18 protein-coding genes are annotated in these 19578 nt (G+C 41.3%); 11 read left to right on the forward strand and 7 right to left on the reverse strand.

The genetic code is table 11. The features are described 5' to 3' along the window. Positions 1-49 precede the first annotated feature (49 nt). The gene (locus E5A76_RS07730; RefSeq protein WP_161118567.1) at positions 50-427 is read left to right on the forward strand and encodes a hypothetical protein; all 378 of its coding nucleotides are present in this window, start codon (positions 50-52) and stop codon (positions 425-427) included. Between the two features lie 150 nt (positions 428-577). Here E5A76_RS07730 and E5A76_RS07735 read toward each other — a convergent pair whose 3' ends face one another. After that, positions 578-1141 (reverse strand): dihydrofolate reductase family protein, encoded by a 564-nt coding sequence (locus E5A76_RS07735; protein WP_161118568.1) that lies wholly within the window; start codon positions 1139-1141, stop codon positions 578-580. Positions 1142-1255: 114 nt separating this feature from the next. Here E5A76_RS07735 and E5A76_RS07740 point away from each other — a divergent pair, with 114 nt between their 5' ends. Beyond that, positions 1256-1816, forward strand: coding sequence for a TetR/AcrR family transcriptional regulator (locus E5A76_RS07740; RefSeq protein ID WP_161118569.1), 561 nt, complete (start codon positions 1256-1258; stop codon positions 1814-1816). A gap of 77 nt (positions 1817-1893) precedes the next feature. Here the strand turns inward: E5A76_RS07740 and E5A76_RS07745 are convergent, their stop codons facing one another. Beyond that, positions 1894-3570: an amidohydrolase gene (locus E5A76_RS07745; RefSeq protein WP_161118579.1), complete on the reverse strand. Its 1677-nt coding sequence runs from the start codon at positions 3568-3570 to the stop codon at positions 1894-1896. 136 nt (positions 3571-3706) lie between these two features. Between E5A76_RS07745 and E5A76_RS07750 the strand changes: the two genes are divergently transcribed. Together E5A76_RS07750 and E5A76_RS07755 are read left to right on the forward strand one after the other, a co-directional pair. Then, positions 3707-4597: a LysR family transcriptional regulator gene (locus tag E5A76_RS07750; RefSeq protein ID WP_161118570.1), complete on the forward strand. Its 891-nt coding sequence runs from the start codon at positions 3707-3709 to the stop codon at positions 4595-4597. A 114-nt stretch (positions 4598-4711) separates the two neighbouring features. Beyond that, positions 4712-5395 carry an MOSC domain-containing protein gene (locus E5A76_RS07755; RefSeq protein WP_161118571.1) on the forward strand — a complete coding sequence of 228 codons (684 nt, stop codon included), beginning with the start codon at positions 4712-4714 and terminating at the stop codon, positions 5393-5395. Positions 5396-5507: 112 nt separating this feature from the next. Here the strand turns inward: E5A76_RS07755 and E5A76_RS07760 are convergent, their stop codons facing one another. The 5 genes from E5A76_RS07760 to E5A76_RS07775 form a co-directional block, all read right to left on the reverse strand. Beyond that, positions 5508-6173: a DUF1826 domain-containing protein gene (locus E5A76_RS07760; RefSeq protein ID WP_161118572.1), complete on the reverse strand. Its 666-nt coding sequence runs from the start codon at positions 6171-6173 to the stop codon at positions 5508-5510. Positions 6174-6391: 218 nt separating this feature from the next. After that, positions 6392-6649 carry a hypothetical protein gene (locus E5A76_RS20620; RefSeq protein WP_237459282.1) on the reverse strand — a complete coding sequence of 86 codons (258 nt, stop codon included), beginning with the start codon at positions 6647-6649 and terminating at the stop codon, positions 6392-6394. A 14-nt stretch (positions 6650-6663) separates the two neighbouring features. Then, positions 6664-7416: a hypothetical protein gene (locus E5A76_RS07765; protein WP_237459281.1), complete on the reverse strand. Its 753-nt coding sequence runs from the start codon at positions 7414-7416 to the stop codon at positions 6664-6666. 83 nt (positions 7417-7499) lie between these two features. After that, a complete protein-coding gene (locus tag E5A76_RS07770) occupies positions 7500-9383 on the reverse strand; it encodes a methyl-accepting chemotaxis protein (protein ID WP_161118573.1) in 1884 nt (627 codons plus the stop codon). 332 nt (positions 9384-9715) lie between these two features. Then, the gene (locus E5A76_RS07775) at positions 9716-10135 is read right to left on the reverse strand and encodes a thiol-disulfide oxidoreductase DCC family protein (protein ID WP_161118574.1); all 420 of its coding nucleotides are present in this window, start codon (positions 10133-10135) and stop codon (positions 9716-9718) included. A 209-nt stretch (positions 10136-10344) separates the two neighbouring features. On the opposite strand from E5A76_RS07775, the gene trmY reads away from it, so the two are divergent. From trmY to E5A76_RS07810, 7 genes are all read left to right on the forward strand, one after another. Beyond that, complete coding sequence (trmY, locus tag E5A76_RS07780) at positions 10345-10941, forward strand: tRNA (pseudouridine(54)-N(1))-methyltransferase TrmY (RefSeq protein ID WP_053988804.1); 597 nt, start codon at positions 10345-10347, stop codon at positions 10939-10941. A gap of 408 nt (positions 10942-11349) precedes the next feature. Next, positions 11350-12810 (forward strand): peptide MFS transporter, encoded by a 1461-nt coding sequence (locus E5A76_RS07785; RefSeq protein ID WP_161118575.1) that lies wholly within the window; start codon positions 11350-11352, stop codon positions 12808-12810. A gap of 168 nt (positions 12811-12978) precedes the next feature. Beyond that, positions 12979-14304 carry a DASH family cryptochrome gene (locus tag E5A76_RS07790; RefSeq protein ID WP_161118576.1) on the forward strand — a complete coding sequence of 442 codons (1326 nt, stop codon included), beginning with the start codon at positions 12979-12981 and terminating at the stop codon, positions 14302-14304. A gap of 9 nt (positions 14305-14313) precedes the next feature. Continuing rightward, complete coding sequence (locus E5A76_RS07795) at positions 14314-15867, forward strand: cryptochrome/photolyase family protein (RefSeq protein ID WP_161118577.1); 1554 nt, start codon at positions 14314-14316, stop codon at positions 15865-15867. Between the two features lie 65 nt (positions 15868-15932). After that, on the forward strand, positions 15933-17252 hold the full coding sequence (locus tag E5A76_RS07800; protein ID WP_161118578.1) for an ABC1 kinase family protein: 1320 nt from the start codon (positions 15933-15935) through the stop codon (positions 17250-17252). 212 nt (positions 17253-17464) lie between these two features. Continuing rightward, the gene (locus tag E5A76_RS07805; RefSeq protein ID WP_053988809.1) at positions 17465-18454 is read left to right on the forward strand and encodes a patatin-like phospholipase family protein; all 990 of its coding nucleotides are present in this window, start codon (positions 17465-17467) and stop codon (positions 18452-18454) included. An 84-nt stretch (positions 18455-18538) separates the two neighbouring features. Beyond that, on the forward strand, positions 18539-19456 hold the full coding sequence (locus E5A76_RS07810; protein ID WP_161118580.1) for an alpha/beta fold hydrolase: 918 nt from the start codon (positions 18539-18541) through the stop codon (positions 19454-19456). Positions 19457-19578 lie beyond the last annotated feature (122 nt).

The raw sequence follows: 19578 nt of genomic DNA on the forward strand, positions 1-19578 counted from the left end.
AGAAAATACTCATAATCGTGCAAAACAACATTTAAAGAAGAAATTATCTATGACTGACTTTCAATATTACTTTCAGAAACTACCTTGTTTTAACTGTAAAAAGAACACAGTAAGCATTGATCTTGGTTGGTTAACAGCTGCGATGAAAGAAGATGTTGCTGCCCAAGCATCTGCGATTATTGCGAAAGGTAACGTTGAGCCAGAAGTGTCGGTGAACGTGACGTGTACAAAAGATGAAGCGCGTGACTATTTATTACTTAATTTCTACGGCTACTCTGAAGAAGCATTATCAAACCAAGTTAAAGCTGAAGATGAGCAAGAAGTAGCGGAAGAAATTGCTGAGCTTTTTGCTGACGGCAGCGATGCGGCAGTGTTTGAACACGAAATCGTACTGCTAAGTTGTACTGATTGCGGTATTGATAACTAATTAAAGTCGCTGTTGCAATGAAAAGGCAATGCTTTTAATAGCGCCATACCCATGAAAAAGTCCGCAATTAATTTATTACTAGCACCTAGTAGTAAAAGGTTGCGGACTTTTTTGTTATTTTTTATAGCGTTATTTATCAAAACAAAGCAATTACTGATAATTTACGCTGTATTTCACTTGAATGAAGTTGTTAGCAAAAGTAGTCGCCTGTGCTTGCTCCAATTTAATATCTTTAAGCACTTTGCCAAACAGTGGAATGCCTTCACCTAATAATACGGGGGCGTAAGTAATGCTGATTTCATCAATCAATTGGCGGTTAATGAAAGCTTGAATCGTCGTACCACCATCAATGTAAGCATGTTGGTGTCCTTCGCTTTCTAGTTTGGTCACTAATTCTTGAATATCACCTGAGTACATTTCGACATGCTCTCTGACATTCTCAGGGGCTTGCTTAATGGTATTACTCAGCACGATAACGCGGGTATCACCATATGGCCATTGTTCAGGCGTCAGGTTCATGCTCGAAATCATTTCCATGCATTTGCGCCCCATGATCAAACAGTCCACCGATGCCATAAAATCGGCAAAGCCCATATCAGCGTGATCACCCATATCAATATTTGGATCTTGAGCCGCATCTAACCAATCAACACTGCCGTTTTTTCTTGCAATAAAGCCATCGACACTGGTTGCTATATAAACAGAGCATTTCATATTTCGTCTCTCACATTTTTAGCTAACCGTGGCACATACTTGGCGCAAGGTTTAGCATCCGTTATAATTAATTCTACAATGTAGAAATTGTATTTAGTCTAACGAGGTGGTTGAATGTCTGTCAAGGAGAAGAAACGAGGTCGACCAAAAGGATCGGGCAGTCAATTAAGTGAAGTCGTCATCATGGATATGGCGAAAGCATTGATGAAACAAGAGGGTAAAGTCCCCAGTATTCGTAAATTAGCATCTAGCTTATCAGTTGATGCAATGGCGATTTATTACTACTTCGAGAATAAAAGTAAGCTGTTAGAAGCAATTACGACTTCGCTTATTGAAGATATTTATGAGCCAAAGGTGAGCGAGGCGTGGAAAGTCGAGTTAAACGCACTGTGTACCAGCTATGTCTCTTTGCTCAATGACTATTCTGGACTATTAGAAACATTACTGAGTATGGATTCAATTAGCCCTGCTGAAGTGTTTATTGAGCGATTTAAGATAGTGATTGCACCGTTGCAATTAAATGAAACTGCGGCGAAAGATGCGCTCGATTTGCTGGTGGATTATCTTCATGGTTATGCGCTTGCACTTAACTGCAATAGTGGTCATTTGCCACTTGATGTTTCAATGTTGAAAGGGCCGCTGAATATGTATTGTCTTGCTCTGGAAAACGCATAAATCATAGCGGTTATAAAAATAAGAAAAGCCAGCGATATATTAACGCTGGCTTTGTGCTTATTGATGAGGTGCGAAGATTAACTCTTTTGATACACGGTTTTACCGTCTTTGATGGTTTCTAGTACGGTGATGTCTTTAATTTTCATTGGATCAACAGTCAGTGGATTGGCATCTAAAATCACTAGATCAGCACGTTTACCGACTTCAATGGTGCCTTTGCTTGCTTCTTCAAAGTTCTGATAAGCACTGTTAATGGTGATGGCTTGTAGTGCTTGGTACGGGGTGATTTTATGGTGCTCGCCTAACACCTCGCCACTGCGTGTCACACGGTTCACCGCTGTCCACATGTTGGTCATCATGTCAGGGAATAGCACAGGTGCATCCATGTGAATGGTAAACATTAACTCATTTGAGTTCGCCCAGCCCATTGGTGAGATATTCGCTGCTCGCCAAGGCCCTAATACTGAATCTTTGTGCCAATCACCCCAGAAATACGTGTGAGCTGGGAAGAATGATGGGATCACAGCGTTTTCTTTCATGCGCTTGATTTGATCTAAGCGTGTGGTTTGCGCATGGATCATCACGGTACGGCGATCATCGTTACCGTAGATCTTGTTAGCGCGCTCTACAGCATTCATCAGGATATCTGCTGCCGCATCACCATTGCTGTGGCTTAATACTTGTGCGCCCATAGCATAGGCTTTTTCTACCCATTGATTGACCTCTAATTGTGATAGTACGGGATAACCATGATAGTCGAAACTGTGGTTATGTGGAGGCTCGTAATAAGGTGACGATAAATAAGCGGTTTTGCCTTGTGGTGAGCCATCACCAACCAACTTGACACCTGCTAGTGTAAAACCATTGTGGGTGCTTTTCATTGGCATGATCTCTACTGCTTTATCCAAATCCACCCATTTGGCGTATGCGAGTAAATCAATTTTCATTAAGTTATCATCAGCCATGGTTTTCATTGCTTTTAAGGCTGGTAAGGTCGCTAATCCTTCTTGGGCGGTGGTAATGCCATAGCTGGCGAACATGTCTTGCACTTTGATAAACTTACGAATGGCATCGCTTTTGGTTTCTGTTGGTAAAGCGCCAAGAATGGCGTAAATAGCAGACTCTTCAAGTACGCCTGTCATTTCACCATTGGCATCACGACGAATAACACCACCATCAGGATTTGGGGTATTGGTATCATAACCAATGAACGCCAGTCCTTTACTGTTACAGGTCGCTAAGTGTCCTGATACATGCACCGCACAGAAGCTGAAATCTTCACTGAACGCATCTAATTCTTGTTTGGTTGGATGACGTTTTTCTGCAAGCTCTGCATCATCATAGCCAAAAGCAACATGCAGAATATTTTTATCTAGTCCGTCTTGGCTAAAGTAACGACGCATTTTGTCATCGATATCTTTAATCGAGCTGATATTGCCCATTGGAGCAGGGTAGAGAAATTCGTTTTCAATCAGTGGTAAGTATTGAGCAAAGTGACCGTGAGCATCAATAAAGCCGGGAGTGACGGTTTTACCTTTTAGATCTCGAATCTTGGTGTTGTTGTTAACGTCTTTAAGTACGCTTTGGTTGGTACCGACAGCGACAATGTTACCGTCTTTAATTGCTACAGCTTGCGCACGCACTTTCTCCCCTGTGACAGTCACAATATCACCATTGGTTAAGATCAGATCGGGTGCTGCAAATGCCATGCTGGAAGTCAGTGCCAAAGTAAGAAGAGAAAGCGGTGTTTTCATCATGTTGTTCTCCTGAACACAGCAAATTGAAATAGTTTTCTGCTTTGATGGTTCACATTTTGCGCAAGTTAAAATTTACATTACAGTCACTTTTGATAGGGTTTTACGTACATTTATCTGGCGAAAGAGAATTGGTGTGCATACCTTTGAGCAGTTAGCCACGTTTATTGCGGTATATGAAAATGGCTCGTACAGCGGGGCTGCATCCGCATTAGGTAAGTCTCGTACTACGGTGCGAGAGCATGTAATGGCGTATGAAGATACTTTGGGTTATCCCCTGTTTGAGATTGTTGGTAAGAAAGCCGTCGCAACAGATAAAGCAGAGCAACTGTATTTTCGTGCCAAGGTGGTCGAGAAACAAAGCCGAGAGCTGTTTGATTATAGTCAGGCGTTATTTAGCAGTGACGTTCATACGCTGACGATCACTCATGATGTTTTTGTACCACTTAGCTTGATGGTGGAAACGGAGCAAAGCATTAAGCAAGCTTATCCGCATCTTGTTGTGAATTGGCTTCATCGTACACGCCAAGAAGCGTTAGCCATGTTGAAAGCGGGAACTGCTGATTTTGCGTTGATGCTAAACCGAGGAAAGGTGTTTGCTGAAACCGAAATTGCATGGAAAACCTTAGGTCATATTCATCTTAATTGTTACGCCAGACCTGAGTCACCGCTTGCAAAGATGGCGCAGGTTTCACTGGCTCACTTACAAACGGAAACTCAATATATTTCAGAGAACTTTCTGACATTGAATGTCGACTTTGCCAAGGTATCGCCTCGGTTACATATGGTGAGTAATAACGATGTCTTGTGTGAACTGATCAAGCAAGATGGTTGGGCGGTGATGCCAAAAGAGTACATGAGCGCTTATCTGTTATCAGGTCAATTAGCTGAGCTTTCGCTGCAAGAATTACCGGGCAGCAAAATGATAGGGCTAAATGTGTTTTTTCCAATAGGTAAAGAGATACACCCTGTATTTACGAATGTGATCGAATGCTTGGTACAGAAAGGATGTGAGATGTTAGCGTGATCGGGGAGTGTCAGGTTAAAGAGATTGTTAGATGATAGATAGCGATTTTTCACCTATTTTCCCGACACACTTTGTTATACAGTTCTTATGGTTTTATCAGTAAAGGAAAGCACAATGTACCCAGTATCAAACCTTGATGAGTTACGATTAGGTAAAGTGAAATCGCTGTATGACAGCAATACCGCGATTGATAAGCACACTGTTGATACTTGTGATTTATCTGCCTTAGGGCTTGCTGGTGATGAGCAAGCTGAAAGCTTTCATGGTGGTGAAGATCGCGCTGTGCTGCAATATGACTTTGAGCATTATGCTGATTTAGCGGAGCAGTTTCCTCAGTCAACTGCCTATTTTGTAAAAGGTGGTTTTGGTGAAAACCTTGTAGCGACCGGAATGAATGAACACAACATGTGTATTGGCGACATTGTGAAGGTAGGCTCGGTAGTGCTACAAGTTACTCAACCTCGTCAGCCATGCTTTAAGCTAAATAGCCGTTTTAGCGAACCGACGCTGTCACGTTATGTTCAAGATAATTTTAAAACGGGTTGGTTTTACCGTGTATTGCAAACGGGAACAATGAATGCTGGCGATAAGATCGAAGTGACTGAACGCTTACATCCAGAATGGACGGTAGCAAAAGTACAGCATTACCTTTATGTCGATACTGAAAATAAAACGGCAATGCAGCAGCTTGTTGATTTAGATGTGTTAGCTAAAGAAACTAAAGGCGTGTTTGAACGCCGACTACAAAATAATGTTGTAGAAAACTGGACAGGACGTTTAATAGGAAAGCGTCAGTGATTTTACAAAGCCAGCGGTCTGCAGGCTTTTATTTATACCCAAGAGACTTCGCTCTGAATCGGGCATATTGAAGTCACTTGGGTATATCTCTATGCTGTGAATCTTAACAGTGTTAGCAGAAATCGAGCGTCATCAGTAATCGCGTTTCAGTCGGAGAGGTGACTGGTGAGCGATGTACAATCCCAAGGTTTTCATTTCCAGCCCACGCTTCCCCTTTAAACAGTGCTACATCACCACATGAAAGCTGCGCAATATCTGATTCTTGTTGGTATAAACCTGAAGCATCATCAGGAAGTCCATTATTGCCATGTCCCAGTTTTGTGCGATCCACTTTATCGTTAGGTAACCATTGAGATGCTGTGCCATGAAACGTTGTTACTAACCGACAAGGGATATGATCAACATGGAAACGTGGGCACATGGCACTGTTTAATGCTGTTAACCGTAAACCGACTTCATTGATATCAAATAAGCAGCAGAACATATCGGCCAGTTGTGCAATGTTTTCTAGCAGTGATCTCGGTAATTTACGTTGTGTGGCAAGATCCAATTCAGCTAATGCAGTCTCAGGTGAAAGTGAAATTGCTTTCCTAAATGTCGGATTTTGTTCGAGAAATAGGGCTATTTCTTGAGTGAGTTCTAGCGTCAGATTACGCTGCCAAACCGCGATATTAATATGATCTTGATAGATATCGGTAAATACCGTGGGTTGAGTTGCCATACTTGAACAGTTGGTATTTTCTATCGTAGTTAAGTGATGGGCAGTGGCTTGATTCATGGCTGACTATTCTCACGTTGATCTGAGTAGCCTGAGTACTGTTGAGATAATTCAGGCATTAGTGTTTGTTTGGTTATGTTATAACATAACAAAAGTGATGTGAATTTAACAATAGACGCTTGAACATGATCTGTCATATTAAGATTAGTGCTAGAAAGAGATAGAAGAAAGCCAGCAACGATTGTGCTGGCTTTGCTGTTAACCTTATGTGGGTTTAGTTAAGCGTTGAAGCAAGTAAGAACATCTTCTGTAAAGTAGGGCTCTTGGTATCCCCAGAACATGTATTTTACTTTCAGGAAGTGCTGACTAAATGAGTGCAGCATGGGTACGATGTTGTTTCGTTTTTCAACCACTTCAGTCGTGTTGGTTTGCCCTATGTAATTACCGTCTTGAATAGCAATCCCTAAAGGGACGGAATACTTATTTTCATGCATCATAGCTAAAGCGTGGTTCAGTTGTCCTCGACGCTTAACCATGAGATCGGGTGCACCTAATCCCACTCCAATTTTTTCGCCGTATTGGTAAATGCTTTTATGGTAACCTTTGTCTTCCCAAGGAAGCCATTCACCGTTAACAAAGTTGGCATATTGCATGGTTGTTGAAGAAGGAAAAGCCTGTTCAAGGCCAGCATGTTTGCTTTGATACCTGTTACATAGTCTTTTTCATTAAAGCTTGGATCGGTTTTTACTGATACACCAATAGCGGTTTCTTGTAGGTTTATCCCTTCAATTTTTCCGTCAAACTGGCGTCCTAATGCTTGTGCTCTCACTTGTTTATTCCAGCGTTTAGCTACCGATCCTGCGCTATTTCCATCATCAGTGTATTGCTGAACTGCGCCACCATCATAGACTTTATCGAGAAGGTAATTAGGTACGGCTTTATTTTCAGAATAGAAGGTCGCATCTTGAAGTTGAATAAACAGCTTTTTACCGTGCTTTTTTAGGTACTCATAATCTTCAAGAATGATAGAGAAATCATAAACGTCTTTTTGAGGTTCTAAGTCAGACCATGAATACATGATTTGTGCGCCTACAAAACGAGGATTGTTGAGTAAAGGATGAGATTTAATGGCTTTTCTATCTTTAGCAAAATAGACGAAATGTTTCATGCTATCACTGGCAATAGGGCAGCTTGCATTTAAGTGTTTTTTATATTCACCTTTATAGCGATCGGTTGGGTTATCCCATGCCGCATTGGCGCTAATACTGAAACTTATTGTTAAGAGAAATAGAAATATTGGCATAATAGTTAGCTGTATATAGAACAAAAGCTAGCACGTTATATGCTAGCTTTTGTCGTTAGTTTTTCGTTGTTATAACGGTATGTTTAGAGTTTAAAACGACTGATTTCTTGTTGCAGCTCGTGGGATAAGTTAAACAACTCTGCTGCTTGTTTTGCCGCTTCTCCTGCTTCTACAGCAAGTTCGTTAGACACATCACGGATCCCTTCCGTGTTACGGGTAATTTCCGATGTGACTAAGGTTTGCTCTTCAGCGGCAGAGGCTATTTGGGTCGCCATATCATTAATGGTGGTCACGGCATTGGTGATTTGCGACAAGCTAACCGCAGCCGCATTAGCATCATCAACACTAGTTTCAGACAAGTGACGACTATCATCCATAATGCCTACCGCTTGACGTGTGGTTTGCTGTAGCGCTTCAATCATTTGTTGGATTTCTTGGGTTGAAGCATGAGTACGTTGGCTAAGCACACGTACTTCATCAGCAACAACGGCAAAACCTCGACCTTGTGTACCAGCACGTGCTGCTTCGATAGCTGCGTTGAGAGCAAGCAGGTTCGTTTGTTCAGCAATGCCTTGGATCGTTGAAAGAATAGTAGTGATACTTTGTGCGTGATGGTTTAAATCACTGATCACTGTCGTCGCTGTTTCGACTTCTTGTGCCAAGGTGCTGATCGACTGTTGGCTTTGGTTTACTTGTGTTGCACCGTGATTTGATGCCGTTACCGTTTCTTCAGAGGTTCTTGCGGTATTTTCTGCATTTGATGCGATCTCTTGCGTTGCTGCCGCCATTTCATTGATAGCTGTCGCTACCATGTTGATTTCATCTTGCTGTAGCTGAATACGTGCGCTGCGCTCTTCGGCTTGTGATGCGGTGATGTGCGATTGCTGGTTCAATGATTCTGAAACATGGCGCAGGCGAGTCACCATTTGATGCATGTTGCCAACAAATTGGTTGAAGTTCAGTGCCAGTTTGCCCACTTCATCATCACTGCGAGGTTCTAAACGCTGGGTTAAATCGCCTTCACCGTTAGCAATTTCAGCCAGTGCTTTTGACACTCGATCTAAATCACGTAGTAAGAAGTTAACTAACCATGCCACCGCGACAACCACGATCAAAGTGATCACAATAGCTGTGATGATAAGCTCGGTTAATAGCGAATAGTAACTGGCTTCTTCTGTGGATTTATCCATTTCAAGACCAAATACCCAATCACTATTTGGGATATTCGCAAAGTAAAATAGCTTCTCTTTCCCCTTGATAGAGAACTGCTCCAAGCTGTTAGTATTGGCACTTTGATCGATATTGCCCATGTTTAATTGATTGCTGTAGTTTACAATCGGTTTTAATAACAGTGACTTATCAGGATGAGCAAGGAAAGTCCCGTTTTTCTTATCGATCAACATGGCATAAGCATTGTCACCGATGTTCAAACTGATCACATCGTTAATAAGCTGATCAATTAATACGTCGGCACCGATAACACCTGCCAGTGTGCCTTTATTACGAATAGGTTCGGCAATCGTCACTAATAGGGCATTAGTGATGGCATCTTGATAAGCTGTGGTGATCACTTGTTTATTGCTGTTTACGGCATCTCCGTACCAAGGGCGAGTACGAGGATCGTAATCAGCACGGTTACGCTCTGGGTGTGAACGCGTCATTTCACCATTAACAGAACCGTAGTAGATATCATCAAAACCGCCGGCATCACGTGCTTGTTGTAGGAAAGGTACTAGATCGGTTTGTTGATAGGGGTCTTTAACAGAGGAGGTAATACTACGGCGGATATTAACCCAATCTTCAATACCGCTGGTGGCTGTGGTTGCCACACTTTGTACGCGCTCTAAGATATTTTCGTTGGTTTGTTCTTGTAAGTTACTGGCTGCAAGCCAAGTTAATACTGCTGCCATAAGGACAACAGCAGACAAGCTCGCGCTGATCAGCTTTTGTTTTAGTGATAGTTGCATTGTTGTCTCAGAAAAATGTGGTGTTAAAAAGTGCGGCGAGTGTAAATAGTGTTTTTTATTTATGCACGCAGAAAAGTGTAAAAGTTAGATGTATGACTATAAAGAATTTTTTATTGACGTTTTAATTCTTAAACTGTGTCTGTTTTATGGCGGTTTGTTCTTTTTATTTTTTGATGGCTTATCGTTGTTTCTTATTAGTGCTGATGTAGATTGGTTTATCTATATATGTTACGAATGATTTGTGGGCTGATTACAAAGCAAAGAAGCCAAAATTCTCTGAATTAATATTGCTTATAAGGAATATCTTTTTTGAGTGCGCTGATGAGAGTTGGTTATTTTATTGAGCATTGATCGCAACGAGATTTTCCCGTCAATAGTGCTGAAATACGGTAACGATTTCGGGCAAAGAATAGATAAGCACGATCGGCAAAAATTCGGATCACAGGTAAACGTAAGAGCTTTAACCAAGGCTTTTTACCTACCATTTTCCATGCTTGGTAGGTGACATCTAAGCCGAGTAATAAGGTTGTTTCTGCTTGATACTTATTTATGATGCCTGTGTCTTGATACAGCAAACCATGTAAAATGTTGCTGGCTTTTTCTACTGAGATATTCGGGAAACGTTGTTGGAAATCTGCGGCTAATATATCTTCGAACATAAGGCGTTTGCATACATTGAGTTGTTGTAACTGCTTCATTTCAGCAACACAAAGTGGACAACTGCCATCATAAAAGATAATCATCTTTTCCATTATTCTTTCCTTGTATACGCTTCTATTGCTTAGTGTTAGCAAACCTTAGTAAAAATCCCAAATAATACGAATGGAAATAGGAATCTGATCAACAGGGGTTACATATTATTAAAAAGCGGGGATAATACGGCGCTCGCTACCGATATATGATTGGTATGTACCATTGTGTGGCGAAGCAAGTGTCACTTTCAATTTCTAGGATATTAACTATGCGCGCTTTCGTATTAAGAGCCCGTTCAGCCCCAACAGACAGCAAAATGTTATTAGCATCTGTTGGTCAAGATGCTCACACTGAAATTTTGGCTCACGTTTTAATGAATGCTATTTTTGTGGCGCAGTCTCACCGTGAAGATATCATGGTGCATTTAGTGCTTGAAAGTACGCAAGATTTCTCACGTACCATTAGTTTTAGCTCAAATGATATTACCAATCTGACGGGTTTCCACGAGCAAGCATGGTTAGACAAGATTGCTCATGCGCTTGATAAGTCATTAGGTATGGGTAAAGAGCAAAGCCGTGTGGTTGAGCCTGGTATTACTGTACGCACTATCAGTTTTGAAAAGTTAGTGGGTGAGTTAGCCGAAGATTACCAACTGTATATGTTGGACAAAAAAGGCGACTTCGTACGTGATATTGAATTGGCGGCTAATCCTTGTTTCTTATTAACCGATCATATGCCAATGCCGAAAAAGAGCTTTAATAGCCTAAAACGTTTAGGTGCTCAGAAAATCAGCTTAGGCCCTAAAATGCTATTTGCTTCCCAGTGTATTGTCCTTATTCACAATGAATTGGATTTAACACTGTAATTTCAGGTTCGAAATTCTATTTAAAAAAGCCGTTACTGGAGACAGTTAACGGCTTTTTTGTTGCGCAAATGTTGTGATTAATATCACAGAACAACGATTGCTGTGATCATTTCATGCTTAGCAGATCTTTCTAACTTTATGAATTTATTAATGGTTGCAAATATGCTGAGACATAAATCGCATAAATGGAATAATGTTTGTTTATTGCATGTAAATAGAATAAGAGATTTTCATTGAAGCAACGAATAAATACTCAAAACTATGAAAATTAAGATGCTAAATATGGGGCAAGAATATGCTTGAGCTTGGGGGAGTTCAGTGTATTTTCATTCTTAAATACCCAAGTTACTTGGGTGTATAAATAAGAATGACAACCGTTAGCTAAACGGGCCTTTTATAGGAATCAATATGCAACTATCCTCTCAGCCTAAAGGGCTTTTTCACCTCATCGCGATACAAATGTGGGAATTTTTTAGCTACTACGGTATGCGATCGCTATTAATTCTCTTTTTAACCCAAAAACTTTTAATGTCAGATGAACATGCGTATGCGTTATACGGCGCATATACATCATTAGTTTATGTGACTCCCATTTTAGGCGGTTATTTAGCAGACCGTTACTTAGGTAACTATTGGTCTGTGGTGATTGGTGCATTATTAATGGTGGCTGGTCACGTTGTATTGAGCATTCCTAGCAACGATCATATGACGCTATATAGTGCGCTTGCATTGATTATTTGTGGCTATGGCTTTTTTAAAACTAACTCTAGCTGTCTGTTGGGTGAGTTATATAAAGGTCATGACAGTGCGCGTGAATCCGGTTTCTCGATTTCTTATATCGGTGGTAACGTCGGTTCAGCTTTAGCACCTATTTTCTGTGGTTATGCAGCAAGCCGTTGGGGATGGCATGTTGGTTTTGCACTAGCAGGTATCGGTATGTTGATTGGTCTTTTGATCTTCAGCACTGGCCGTAAGAACTTTGCTCACGTTCAAAAAGCTAACAAGGTTGCATTAACTCGTAAAACAGCAGGTGTTAGTCACTGGCTATTAATTATTGTAGGTGTGATTGCCGCAGCAGTAAGCTTGGTATTCGTACTTAAAGATTTACTTGCAGGTTATATTCTTGCGGTGATCTTAGCGTTCTCAGCACTACAGATGCTACGTTTATACCGTAAAAGTGATGCAGAAGATCGTAAGAAATTACACTCAATCATGTACTTTATGATCTTCGGTACTGTGTTCTGGGCATTTGACCAACAAGGTGGTAGTTCAATCAGCTTGTTCATCGAACGTAATATTGATACTGATATTTTTGGCTTCCACATTCCAACGGCTTTCTTCCAGTCAGTTAACCCTGTTGCGGTTATCGTAGGTGGTGCAGCAGTAACATGGTTATGGAAAGTATTAGCGTCACGTCAGATCTCTGTACGTACATTAACTAAATTAAACATGGGTCTATTGCTGTTAACTGCGGGCTTCAGCTTGATCACACTATCTTCTAAGCTTGCAATGGCAACTGGTCACACAACTTTCCTATGGTTATTCATTGGTCTGTTCTTAATTGGTGTTGCTGAACTGTTCATTGACCCTGTGGCGTTATCTGCGATCACACGTATGAACCCTCAAGGGGCAACTGGCACAGTGGCAGGTATTTACATGCTAATGGGTGGCTCAGTAGCAAACTACTTAGCAGCAAACATTGCAGAGCTAACTGCAACGGATACACCAAAAGGTGATGCGCTTGATTTGATCACATCAGCAGCGCAATACCACCACGTATTCCAGTCTATCTTAGTGGTAACGGTTGTGGTGTTAGTGATTGGTTTACTTGTGAACTTCTTCAATCGTAACCAACCAGAGTTCGATTAATCGTTCTACCTAAACTAAGTCGATATATCAGCCAGTGTTATTGCGTTTAGCGTTAATAACACTGGCTTTTTTATATCCTTTTAAGCGTAAAAAAATCAGTGAGCCAAGCGATCGCTATTGCTGTTTGTTTCGTATTAACGAGATAACAAATAAGCAGAGTACATTCTTATGGCGGTACGAGCGCTTTATTGGCTAACCCATGATCTTCGTTTACACGACAATGCCATCTTTCATCAAGTACGGGATCATAGTGATAGCTTACTGTGCGTTTATTTTATCGAACCTCAGTGGCAGGCATTTAATCGCTACCAGCTTAAATCGATGGGGGAGATCCGACATCGGTTTTTGCTCCAATCTTTACAAACACTTCATACCAACCTTGCCACCGTAGGGCAGCAGTTAATGGTGGTACAGGCCGATCCTTTGTTATTGCTTCCTGCTTTGATTCAACAACACGGAATTAATGTGATTTATCGAAGTCGCCATTGCGGCTGGTATGAGCAACAACAGTGGCAATATATTAAGCAATGCTTTCCACATTTACGTTTTGTTGAAGCCGATACCCATACTTTATATTCACAGCAACAACTGCCGTTTCACTTATCTGATATGCCAAGCGGCTATTCGAAATTTCGTAAGCTAATTGAGCGTGATACAAGCGTTGCTAAGCCGCTACCACAGCCTGAATATTTACCGCCACCACCTAAGATGAAGTGCTCGGACTATTTAGATATTGGTCGTGTCTATATTGCAGACAATCCTAATGTCGAATGGCAAGGTGGCGAAAACGCAGCATTAATGCATCTAAAGCGTTATTTCTCATCTGATGCACCAGCTAATTATAAAGAAACGCGTAATGCACTCGCAGGCTGGGAGTTATCAACCAAGTTCTCACCATGGCTGGCATGTGGGGCGTTATCTGCCAAAACTATTATGGCTGCGCTTAAGGACTATGAGCAGAATGTAACTGCTAACAGTTCGACCTATTGGATTTTCTTTGAATTGCTCTGGCGTGAGTTCTTTAAATGGCATGCCCATGTGGTAGGGCGTCATTTGTATCGCTTTTCTGGTGTGCAAAATAAACGTTTTTTAACGAGCTTTTATCCTGCTCGTTTTAAGCAATGGTGTTCTGGTTCTACGCCATATCCATTGGTGAATGCTTTTATGAAGCAATTAAATCAAACAGGCTATATGTCTAACCGAGGTCGCCAGATCGTCGCCAGTTGCTTGGTTAATGAATTATCCCTTGATTGGCGATATGGGGCGGCATATTTCGAGCAGCAATTGATCGATCATGATGTGGCATCAAATTGGGGAAACTGGCAATACATTGCAGGTGTAGGGACTGACAGCCGAGATAAACGTTGGTTTGATATTGATAAACAAACACGCCTATTCGATCCCGATCTGGCATTTATTCGTCATTGGCGCGGAGATGAGACGTTGTGCCCGTTAGATACCTATAATATTGATGATTGGCCAATGAGTGATTAGGACTGGAATATGCGAGAACGTTATACCACGCTTCGTCTCATTCTTGGCGATCAACTCAACCCAACGCATCATTGGTATCAATCAACCAATCCTGAAGTGTTGTACGTTATTGCTGAATTAAAGCAAGAAACTGATTATGTGGTACATCATCAGCAAAAGATCAGTGCTTTCTTCGCTGCAATGGAAAACTTTGCGAAGGCGTTGCAGCAAGCAGGACATGAGGTTTTACACCTTACACTTGATGATACCGAGCCATACACAGATTTATTACAGTTGATTGCCTCACTTTGTGAACAATACCAATGTAAAGGATTTGAATATCAACAGCCTGATGAGTATCGCTTATCAGAGCAACTTCGCTCTCTCACCCTTGATGGTGTCACTATTCAAACCACTGATACGGATCATTTCTTATTGCCGTTAACTGACATTGATCAGTATTTAACAGCAGGTAAGCACAATAGGATGGAGCATTTCTATCGTGCGATGCGTAAACGCTTTGATATTTTGATGTGTGAAGGAAAACCTGAAGGGGGTAAATGGAACTTCGATCAAGCGAATCGAAACAAACTAAAACCAGCTGATATTGCGGCCATTCCACAACCTTTGATGTTCACGAATGATGTCAGTGATATTACAGAGCGATTAGCAAGGCATAACGTCCGTACCATTGGCTTTTCTAAACAGTATTTGTTGTGGCCTGTTAGCCGCAAGCAATCTCAAGCATTGTTAGAGTACTTTTGTCGTTATTTACTTCCTCATTTTGGTCGCTTTCAAGATGCAATGACTACCCATAGTGATAGTGCATGGAGCTTGTATCATGCCAGGTTGTCGTTTGCGTTAAATGCAAAAATGCTTGCGCCAATGCAAGTGATACAAGCCGCTATTGATGCTTATCAGCAGCCTAATTCCGAGATCAACATTGCGCAAGTGGAAGGTTTTGTACGCCAAATATTGGGCTGGCGAGAGTTTATTCGTGCGGTTTATTGGCTCAATATGCCCCATTATGGCGAGAACAATACACTTACAGCTGACCGAGGATTACCTGCTTTTTTTTGGCACGGTAAAACTCAGATGCAGTGTATGTCTCATGCGATAAAACAGTCGCTGGAATACAGTTATGCGCATCACATTCAGCGTTTGATGGTGACGGGAAATTTTTGCCTATTAACTGGAATAGCACCGAGTGAGGTTGAACACTGGTATTTGGGTATTTACATTGATGCAATTGAGTGGGTTGAAAAGCCTAATACCTTAGGTATGGCACTGTTTGCTGACGGTGGTATGGTTGCCACTAAACCGTATGCAGCGAGTGGTGCGTATATCAATAAAATGAGTGACTATTGCACATCATGTCAGTATGACGTTAAAAAGAAAATCGGTGGCGATGCTTGTCCGTTTAATAGTTTATATTGGCGTTTTATGGCACAACATCGGGCATTGTTAGCCAAGAACCCTCGCGTAGGCATGTTATTCATGCATTGGGATAAGCTTGATGACAGTGAACAAGCAGCGATTATTGCCCAAGCAGAGCATTACCTTAATGATTTAGATATGCTGTAAGCAATGTGATAAACCGCATTGCTCGTTTAGCTCCAATAATCAAACAAGATAAACAAGGTTTAATAATGAAAGACTCACACCAGTATTCTAAAGTGCCGAAAGGGCGTTTATCTCGTTTAACCAAGCTAGGTTCGTTAGCATCAAAAGTGGCGACGGGTATGGTGGCAGAAGGGGTGAAACAATTGGCAGCAGGGCATCGTCCTAAAGCATCAGAGTTATTATTAACCCCAAAGAACGCCCAGCGCGTGGCAGATCAGTTAGCGCAATTGCGTGGTGCAGCAATGAAAGTTGGGCAATTGCTGTCGATGGATGCCGGTGATTTGCTGCCGAAAGAGTTAACCGAGTTATTATCTCGCTTGCAAGCCGATGCGAAACCAATGCCGATCAGCCAGCTAAATCATGTATTGATCCATAATTGGGGTGAAGATTGGCAAGATAAATTTGCGCAATTTTCTTTTTACCCTGTAGCTGCTGCTTCGATTGGGCAAGTGCATCGTGCCAAAACCAAAGATGGCAGAGATCTAGCATTAAAAATCCAGTATCCCGGTATTGGTGAAAGCATTGATAGCGATGTGCATAACGTTTCAACTTTATTGAATCTTTCTGGTTTGATCCCTAAGTCAATTGATGTCTCTGAATTACTAGAAGAAGCGAAAAAGCAGTTATATGCTGAAGCGGATTATCAGCAAGAAGCTAACTACCTAAAAAGATTTTCACGCTTAATGGCTGATGATCCCCGCTTCTTAATTCCTGAGATCTATGATGACTTAACTTGTGAAACCATTCTTGCTATGAGCTTTGTCGAAGGGATTGAAATCGAACAATTAGCAAAACAACCTCAAGCGGTTCGTGATGAAGTCATGAGTTTGGCATTCACCTTATTGTTTAAAGAAGTGTTTGAATTCCGTTTAGTCCAAACCGATCCTAACTTTGCGAATTACCGCTATAACCCAGAGACTAATCAGTTCATCTTGTTAGATTTTGGCGCAACACGTGCCTACCCTGAGCATGTTGCGGAAGGTTATCGTCAGTTAATGTCTGGGGCTATTACACAAGATCGTGAAGCCATGCTAGCGGCATTAAAGCAGATTGGTTTTTTCCATCAGCCTATTGAAGATGTCGCAAAACAAGCCGTGGTAAATTTGTGTTTAGAAGCGTGCGAACCATTAGCCTTTAATGGTGAATATGATTTTGGTGTCACAGATATGGGTAAGCGTATTCGTGATGCTGGTAGTGCTTTGAGTATGAACAGCGGTTATTGGCATACACCGCCTGCTGATGCGATTTTCTTACACCGCAAGTTAGGTGGGTTGTATTTATTGGCAGCGAAGCTAAAAGCCAGAGTGAATGTTTATGCACTTTTTAAACCTTACATGATTGAGTAAGTTAAACGAGTGCTTATCTATATGTTCAAAAAGCGTTCATAAATGAATAGGTCAAATATATCAAGACATGATTGTTTAGATATTTAGGCAAATATTTTTACAATCAAATATTGATACTTTGCAGTTCGACATTATAACGCGGTTTGTTAGTATCACCCGTAATTATTGTATGATGAAAAAACATCGAAAACGTGAAGTGTTGAGAGGGGAGCATGACGGGTAAGCATGTGTCTTATGCAGTACAAAATTATGACGCATTGTCTTTTTCACCTCAGAATATATCGAAGATAGCACTGGTTACGGAAGGTGGCGGCCAAAGAGGGATTTTTACTGCGGGTGTATTGGATGCATTTTTAGATCAAAGCTTTAATCCTTTCTCTTTAATGATAGGTACATCAGCAGGTTCGTTAAACTTAGCGTCTTATATTTGTGGACAGAAAAAACATGCCTACAAGGTGATCACAGAGGCAACCACAAATCATCATTTCTTCGATGTGTACCGATTCTTGTTCGGTCGTGAAGGGTTAGATCTTGATTGGTTAATGCAGCAAACGCAAACTCGCTTTGAGCTAGATTGGCATCAAGGGCGTGAGAATATGCGTAACCGCACGGTATTAGCATCAGCAAGTAACATGGTCAGCCATCAGGCATCGTATTTTAATTTAAATACTGAAAATTGGTCTTTAGCATTAAAAGCATCTTGTGCTGTTCCTGTACTCAATAAACAGCCTATTTATTCTCAGAATGAGTATTGGGTTGATGGCGGTTTATGTGCACCGATCCCTGTTCAGGAAGCGTATGAGCGTGGCTATCGCCATATTGTCGTGATCAGAACAGTACCGATTGATACTTCTTTTGATCATTGCTGGATGACCAATATTCGGCGTGCATTAGGTCACTCAAAAGCGGCAGGCATGATCGAAATGCTGCTTGAACATGAAGATAACTATAGAAAAACGCAAGAATTTCTTAGTAATCCACCTGATGATGTGACTATTTACGAAATCCATCCACAGAAAGCGTTGAAATCGAAAATGATCGGCAGTGATGTGCAATCATTAGAAGATGACTATCGTCTGGGCTTTCAATCTGGAAAGTATTTCCTAAATACCACAGGTCGTCATATCCATATTCAAGAACCGTACTGTGATATATCTCATTTGACGCAAGAAGACGTGAAAGAGCTCTGTAAATACGCATAATAATTATAAAAATAAGATGCTGTCATGATGAAACAATATTGTGAGAGGGATTTTATTACCAAGGAATCGGTATTTACTCAATTAATGGCAGGCGAAGTCCATGCTATGTGGCAGAAGAGGCAACAGGGTGAATTTAAAGGGGTAGACGGTGTGCCGATCCGTTGGATCAGTATTCGAGAACCTCAGAATGAACGCTGTGTTGTGATAGTGAATGGTCGTAATGAAAGCTTTTGGAAATATCAGGAGCTTTTCTATGAGTTTTCACGCAAAGGTTATGATGTATACGCTTATGATCATCGTGGGCAAGGGGCATCAGGTCGCTTAACTCACGATAGAGAACTCGGGCATGTGATCTGTTTTGATGATTACGTTACCGATCTTCATTCGTTCATTGAAAATGTCGTTAAGAAACATGCTTATCAGCATCGTTTCTTGCTGGCACATTCTATGGGAGGTGCTGTTGCCACCTTATATCTAGAGCATTATCAAACACCATTTAATGCGGTTGTTCTCAATGCTCCAATGTTTGGTATCAACATGCCAGCGCCATTAAAGCTGGTGGCTTCGTCCATTGCTAAAATTATGGAACATTATCAAGCTCAGCCTTCTTATGTGTTAGGTAAAAAGCCCTACCATGAAGAGCCATTTGAGAGTAATGATCAGTGTCAGAGCCAACTACGTTATGGCTGGGCAAAACATCTTTATCAATTACATCCAGAGTTGCGTCTAGGCGGTCCTAGCCCTCGTTGGGTATGGCAAGCACTAGCGGCAGCTAAAAGTTGTATACGGGACGTTGAGCAGATTGATACGCCTGTATTATTACTTCAAGCTGGGGATGATAAGGTGGTAGATAATCACTCGCACGTCATTTTTTGTACTAAATGCGAAGAATGTAAAATGAAGATTATTCCCCACGCTCGCCATGAATTATTGATGGAAAAAGACTGTTTACGTAATCAGGCGTTAAAAGACACGTTAGAGTTTTTTGAACTATATAGTTAATTTAACGTGTAAACGAAAACAAAAAGCCCAGCGAGGATCAGTATCGTGAAGTGACCCCCAATAGTTGGACACCAATTATTGGGGGTCTTTTATGTCCAAATATAGTCGAGAGTTAAAATGCA

This window comes from Photobacterium lucens, from assembly GCF_009873615.1.
GTDB classification, from domain to species: domain Bacteria; phylum Pseudomonadota; class Gammaproteobacteria; order Enterobacterales; family Vibrionaceae; genus Photobacterium; species Photobacterium lucens.

Excerpts from the sequence above, each read along its gene's own strand:
- E5A76_RS07730 (WP_161118567.1), top strand. The coding sequence starts at position 50 with ATGACTGACTTTCAATATTACTTTCAGAAACTACCTTGTTTTAACTGT.
- E5A76_RS07735 (WP_161118568.1), bottom strand. The coding sequence starts at position 1,141 with ATGAAATGCTCTGTTTATATAGCAACCAGTGTCGATGGCTTTATTGCA.
- E5A76_RS07740 (WP_161118569.1), top strand. The coding sequence starts at position 1,256 with ATGTCTGTCAAGGAGAAGAAACGAGGTCGACCAAAAGGATCGGGCAGT.
- E5A76_RS07745 (WP_161118579.1), bottom strand. The coding sequence starts at position 3,570 with ATGAAAACACCGCTTTCTCTTCTTACTTTGGCACTGACTTCCAGCATG.
- E5A76_RS07755 (WP_161118571.1), top strand. The coding sequence starts at position 4,712 with ATGTACCCAGTATCAAACCTTGATGAGTTACGATTAGGTAAAGTGAAA.
- E5A76_RS07760 (WP_161118572.1), bottom strand. The coding sequence starts at position 6,173 with ATGAATCAAGCCACTGCCCATCACTTAACTACGATAGAAAATACCAAC.
- E5A76_RS20620 (WP_237459282.1), bottom strand. The coding sequence starts at position 6,649 with ATGGTTAAGCGTCGAGGACAACTGAACCACGCTTTAGCTATGATGCAT.
- E5A76_RS07765 (WP_237459281.1), bottom strand. The coding sequence starts at position 7,416 with ATGCCAATATTTCTATTTCTCTTAACAATAAGTTTCAGTATTAGCGCC.
- E5A76_RS07770 (WP_161118573.1), bottom strand. The coding sequence starts at position 9,383 with ATGCAACTATCACTAAAACAAAAGCTGATCAGCGCGAGCTTGTCTGCT.
- E5A76_RS07775 (WP_161118574.1), bottom strand. The coding sequence starts at position 10,135 with ATGGAAAAGATGATTATCTTTTATGATGGCAGTTGTCCACTTTGTGTT.
- trmY (WP_053988804.1), top strand. The coding sequence starts at position 10,345 with ATGCGCGCTTTCGTATTAAGAGCCCGTTCAGCCCCAACAGACAGCAAA.
- E5A76_RS07785 (WP_161118575.1), top strand. The coding sequence starts at position 11,350 with ATGCAACTATCCTCTCAGCCTAAAGGGCTTTTTCACCTCATCGCGATA.
- E5A76_RS07790 (WP_161118576.1), top strand. The coding sequence starts at position 12,979 with ATGGCGGTACGAGCGCTTTATTGGCTAACCCATGATCTTCGTTTACAC.
- E5A76_RS07795 (WP_161118577.1), top strand. The coding sequence starts at position 14,314 with ATGCGAGAACGTTATACCACGCTTCGTCTCATTCTTGGCGATCAACTC.
- E5A76_RS07800 (WP_161118578.1), top strand. The coding sequence starts at position 15,933 with ATGAAAGACTCACACCAGTATTCTAAAGTGCCGAAAGGGCGTTTATCT.
- E5A76_RS07805 (WP_053988809.1), top strand. The coding sequence starts at position 17,465 with ATGACGGGTAAGCATGTGTCTTATGCAGTACAAAATTATGACGCATTG.
- E5A76_RS07810 (WP_161118580.1), top strand. The coding sequence starts at position 18,539 with ATGGCAGGCGAAGTCCATGCTATGTGGCAGAAGAGGCAACAGGGTGAA.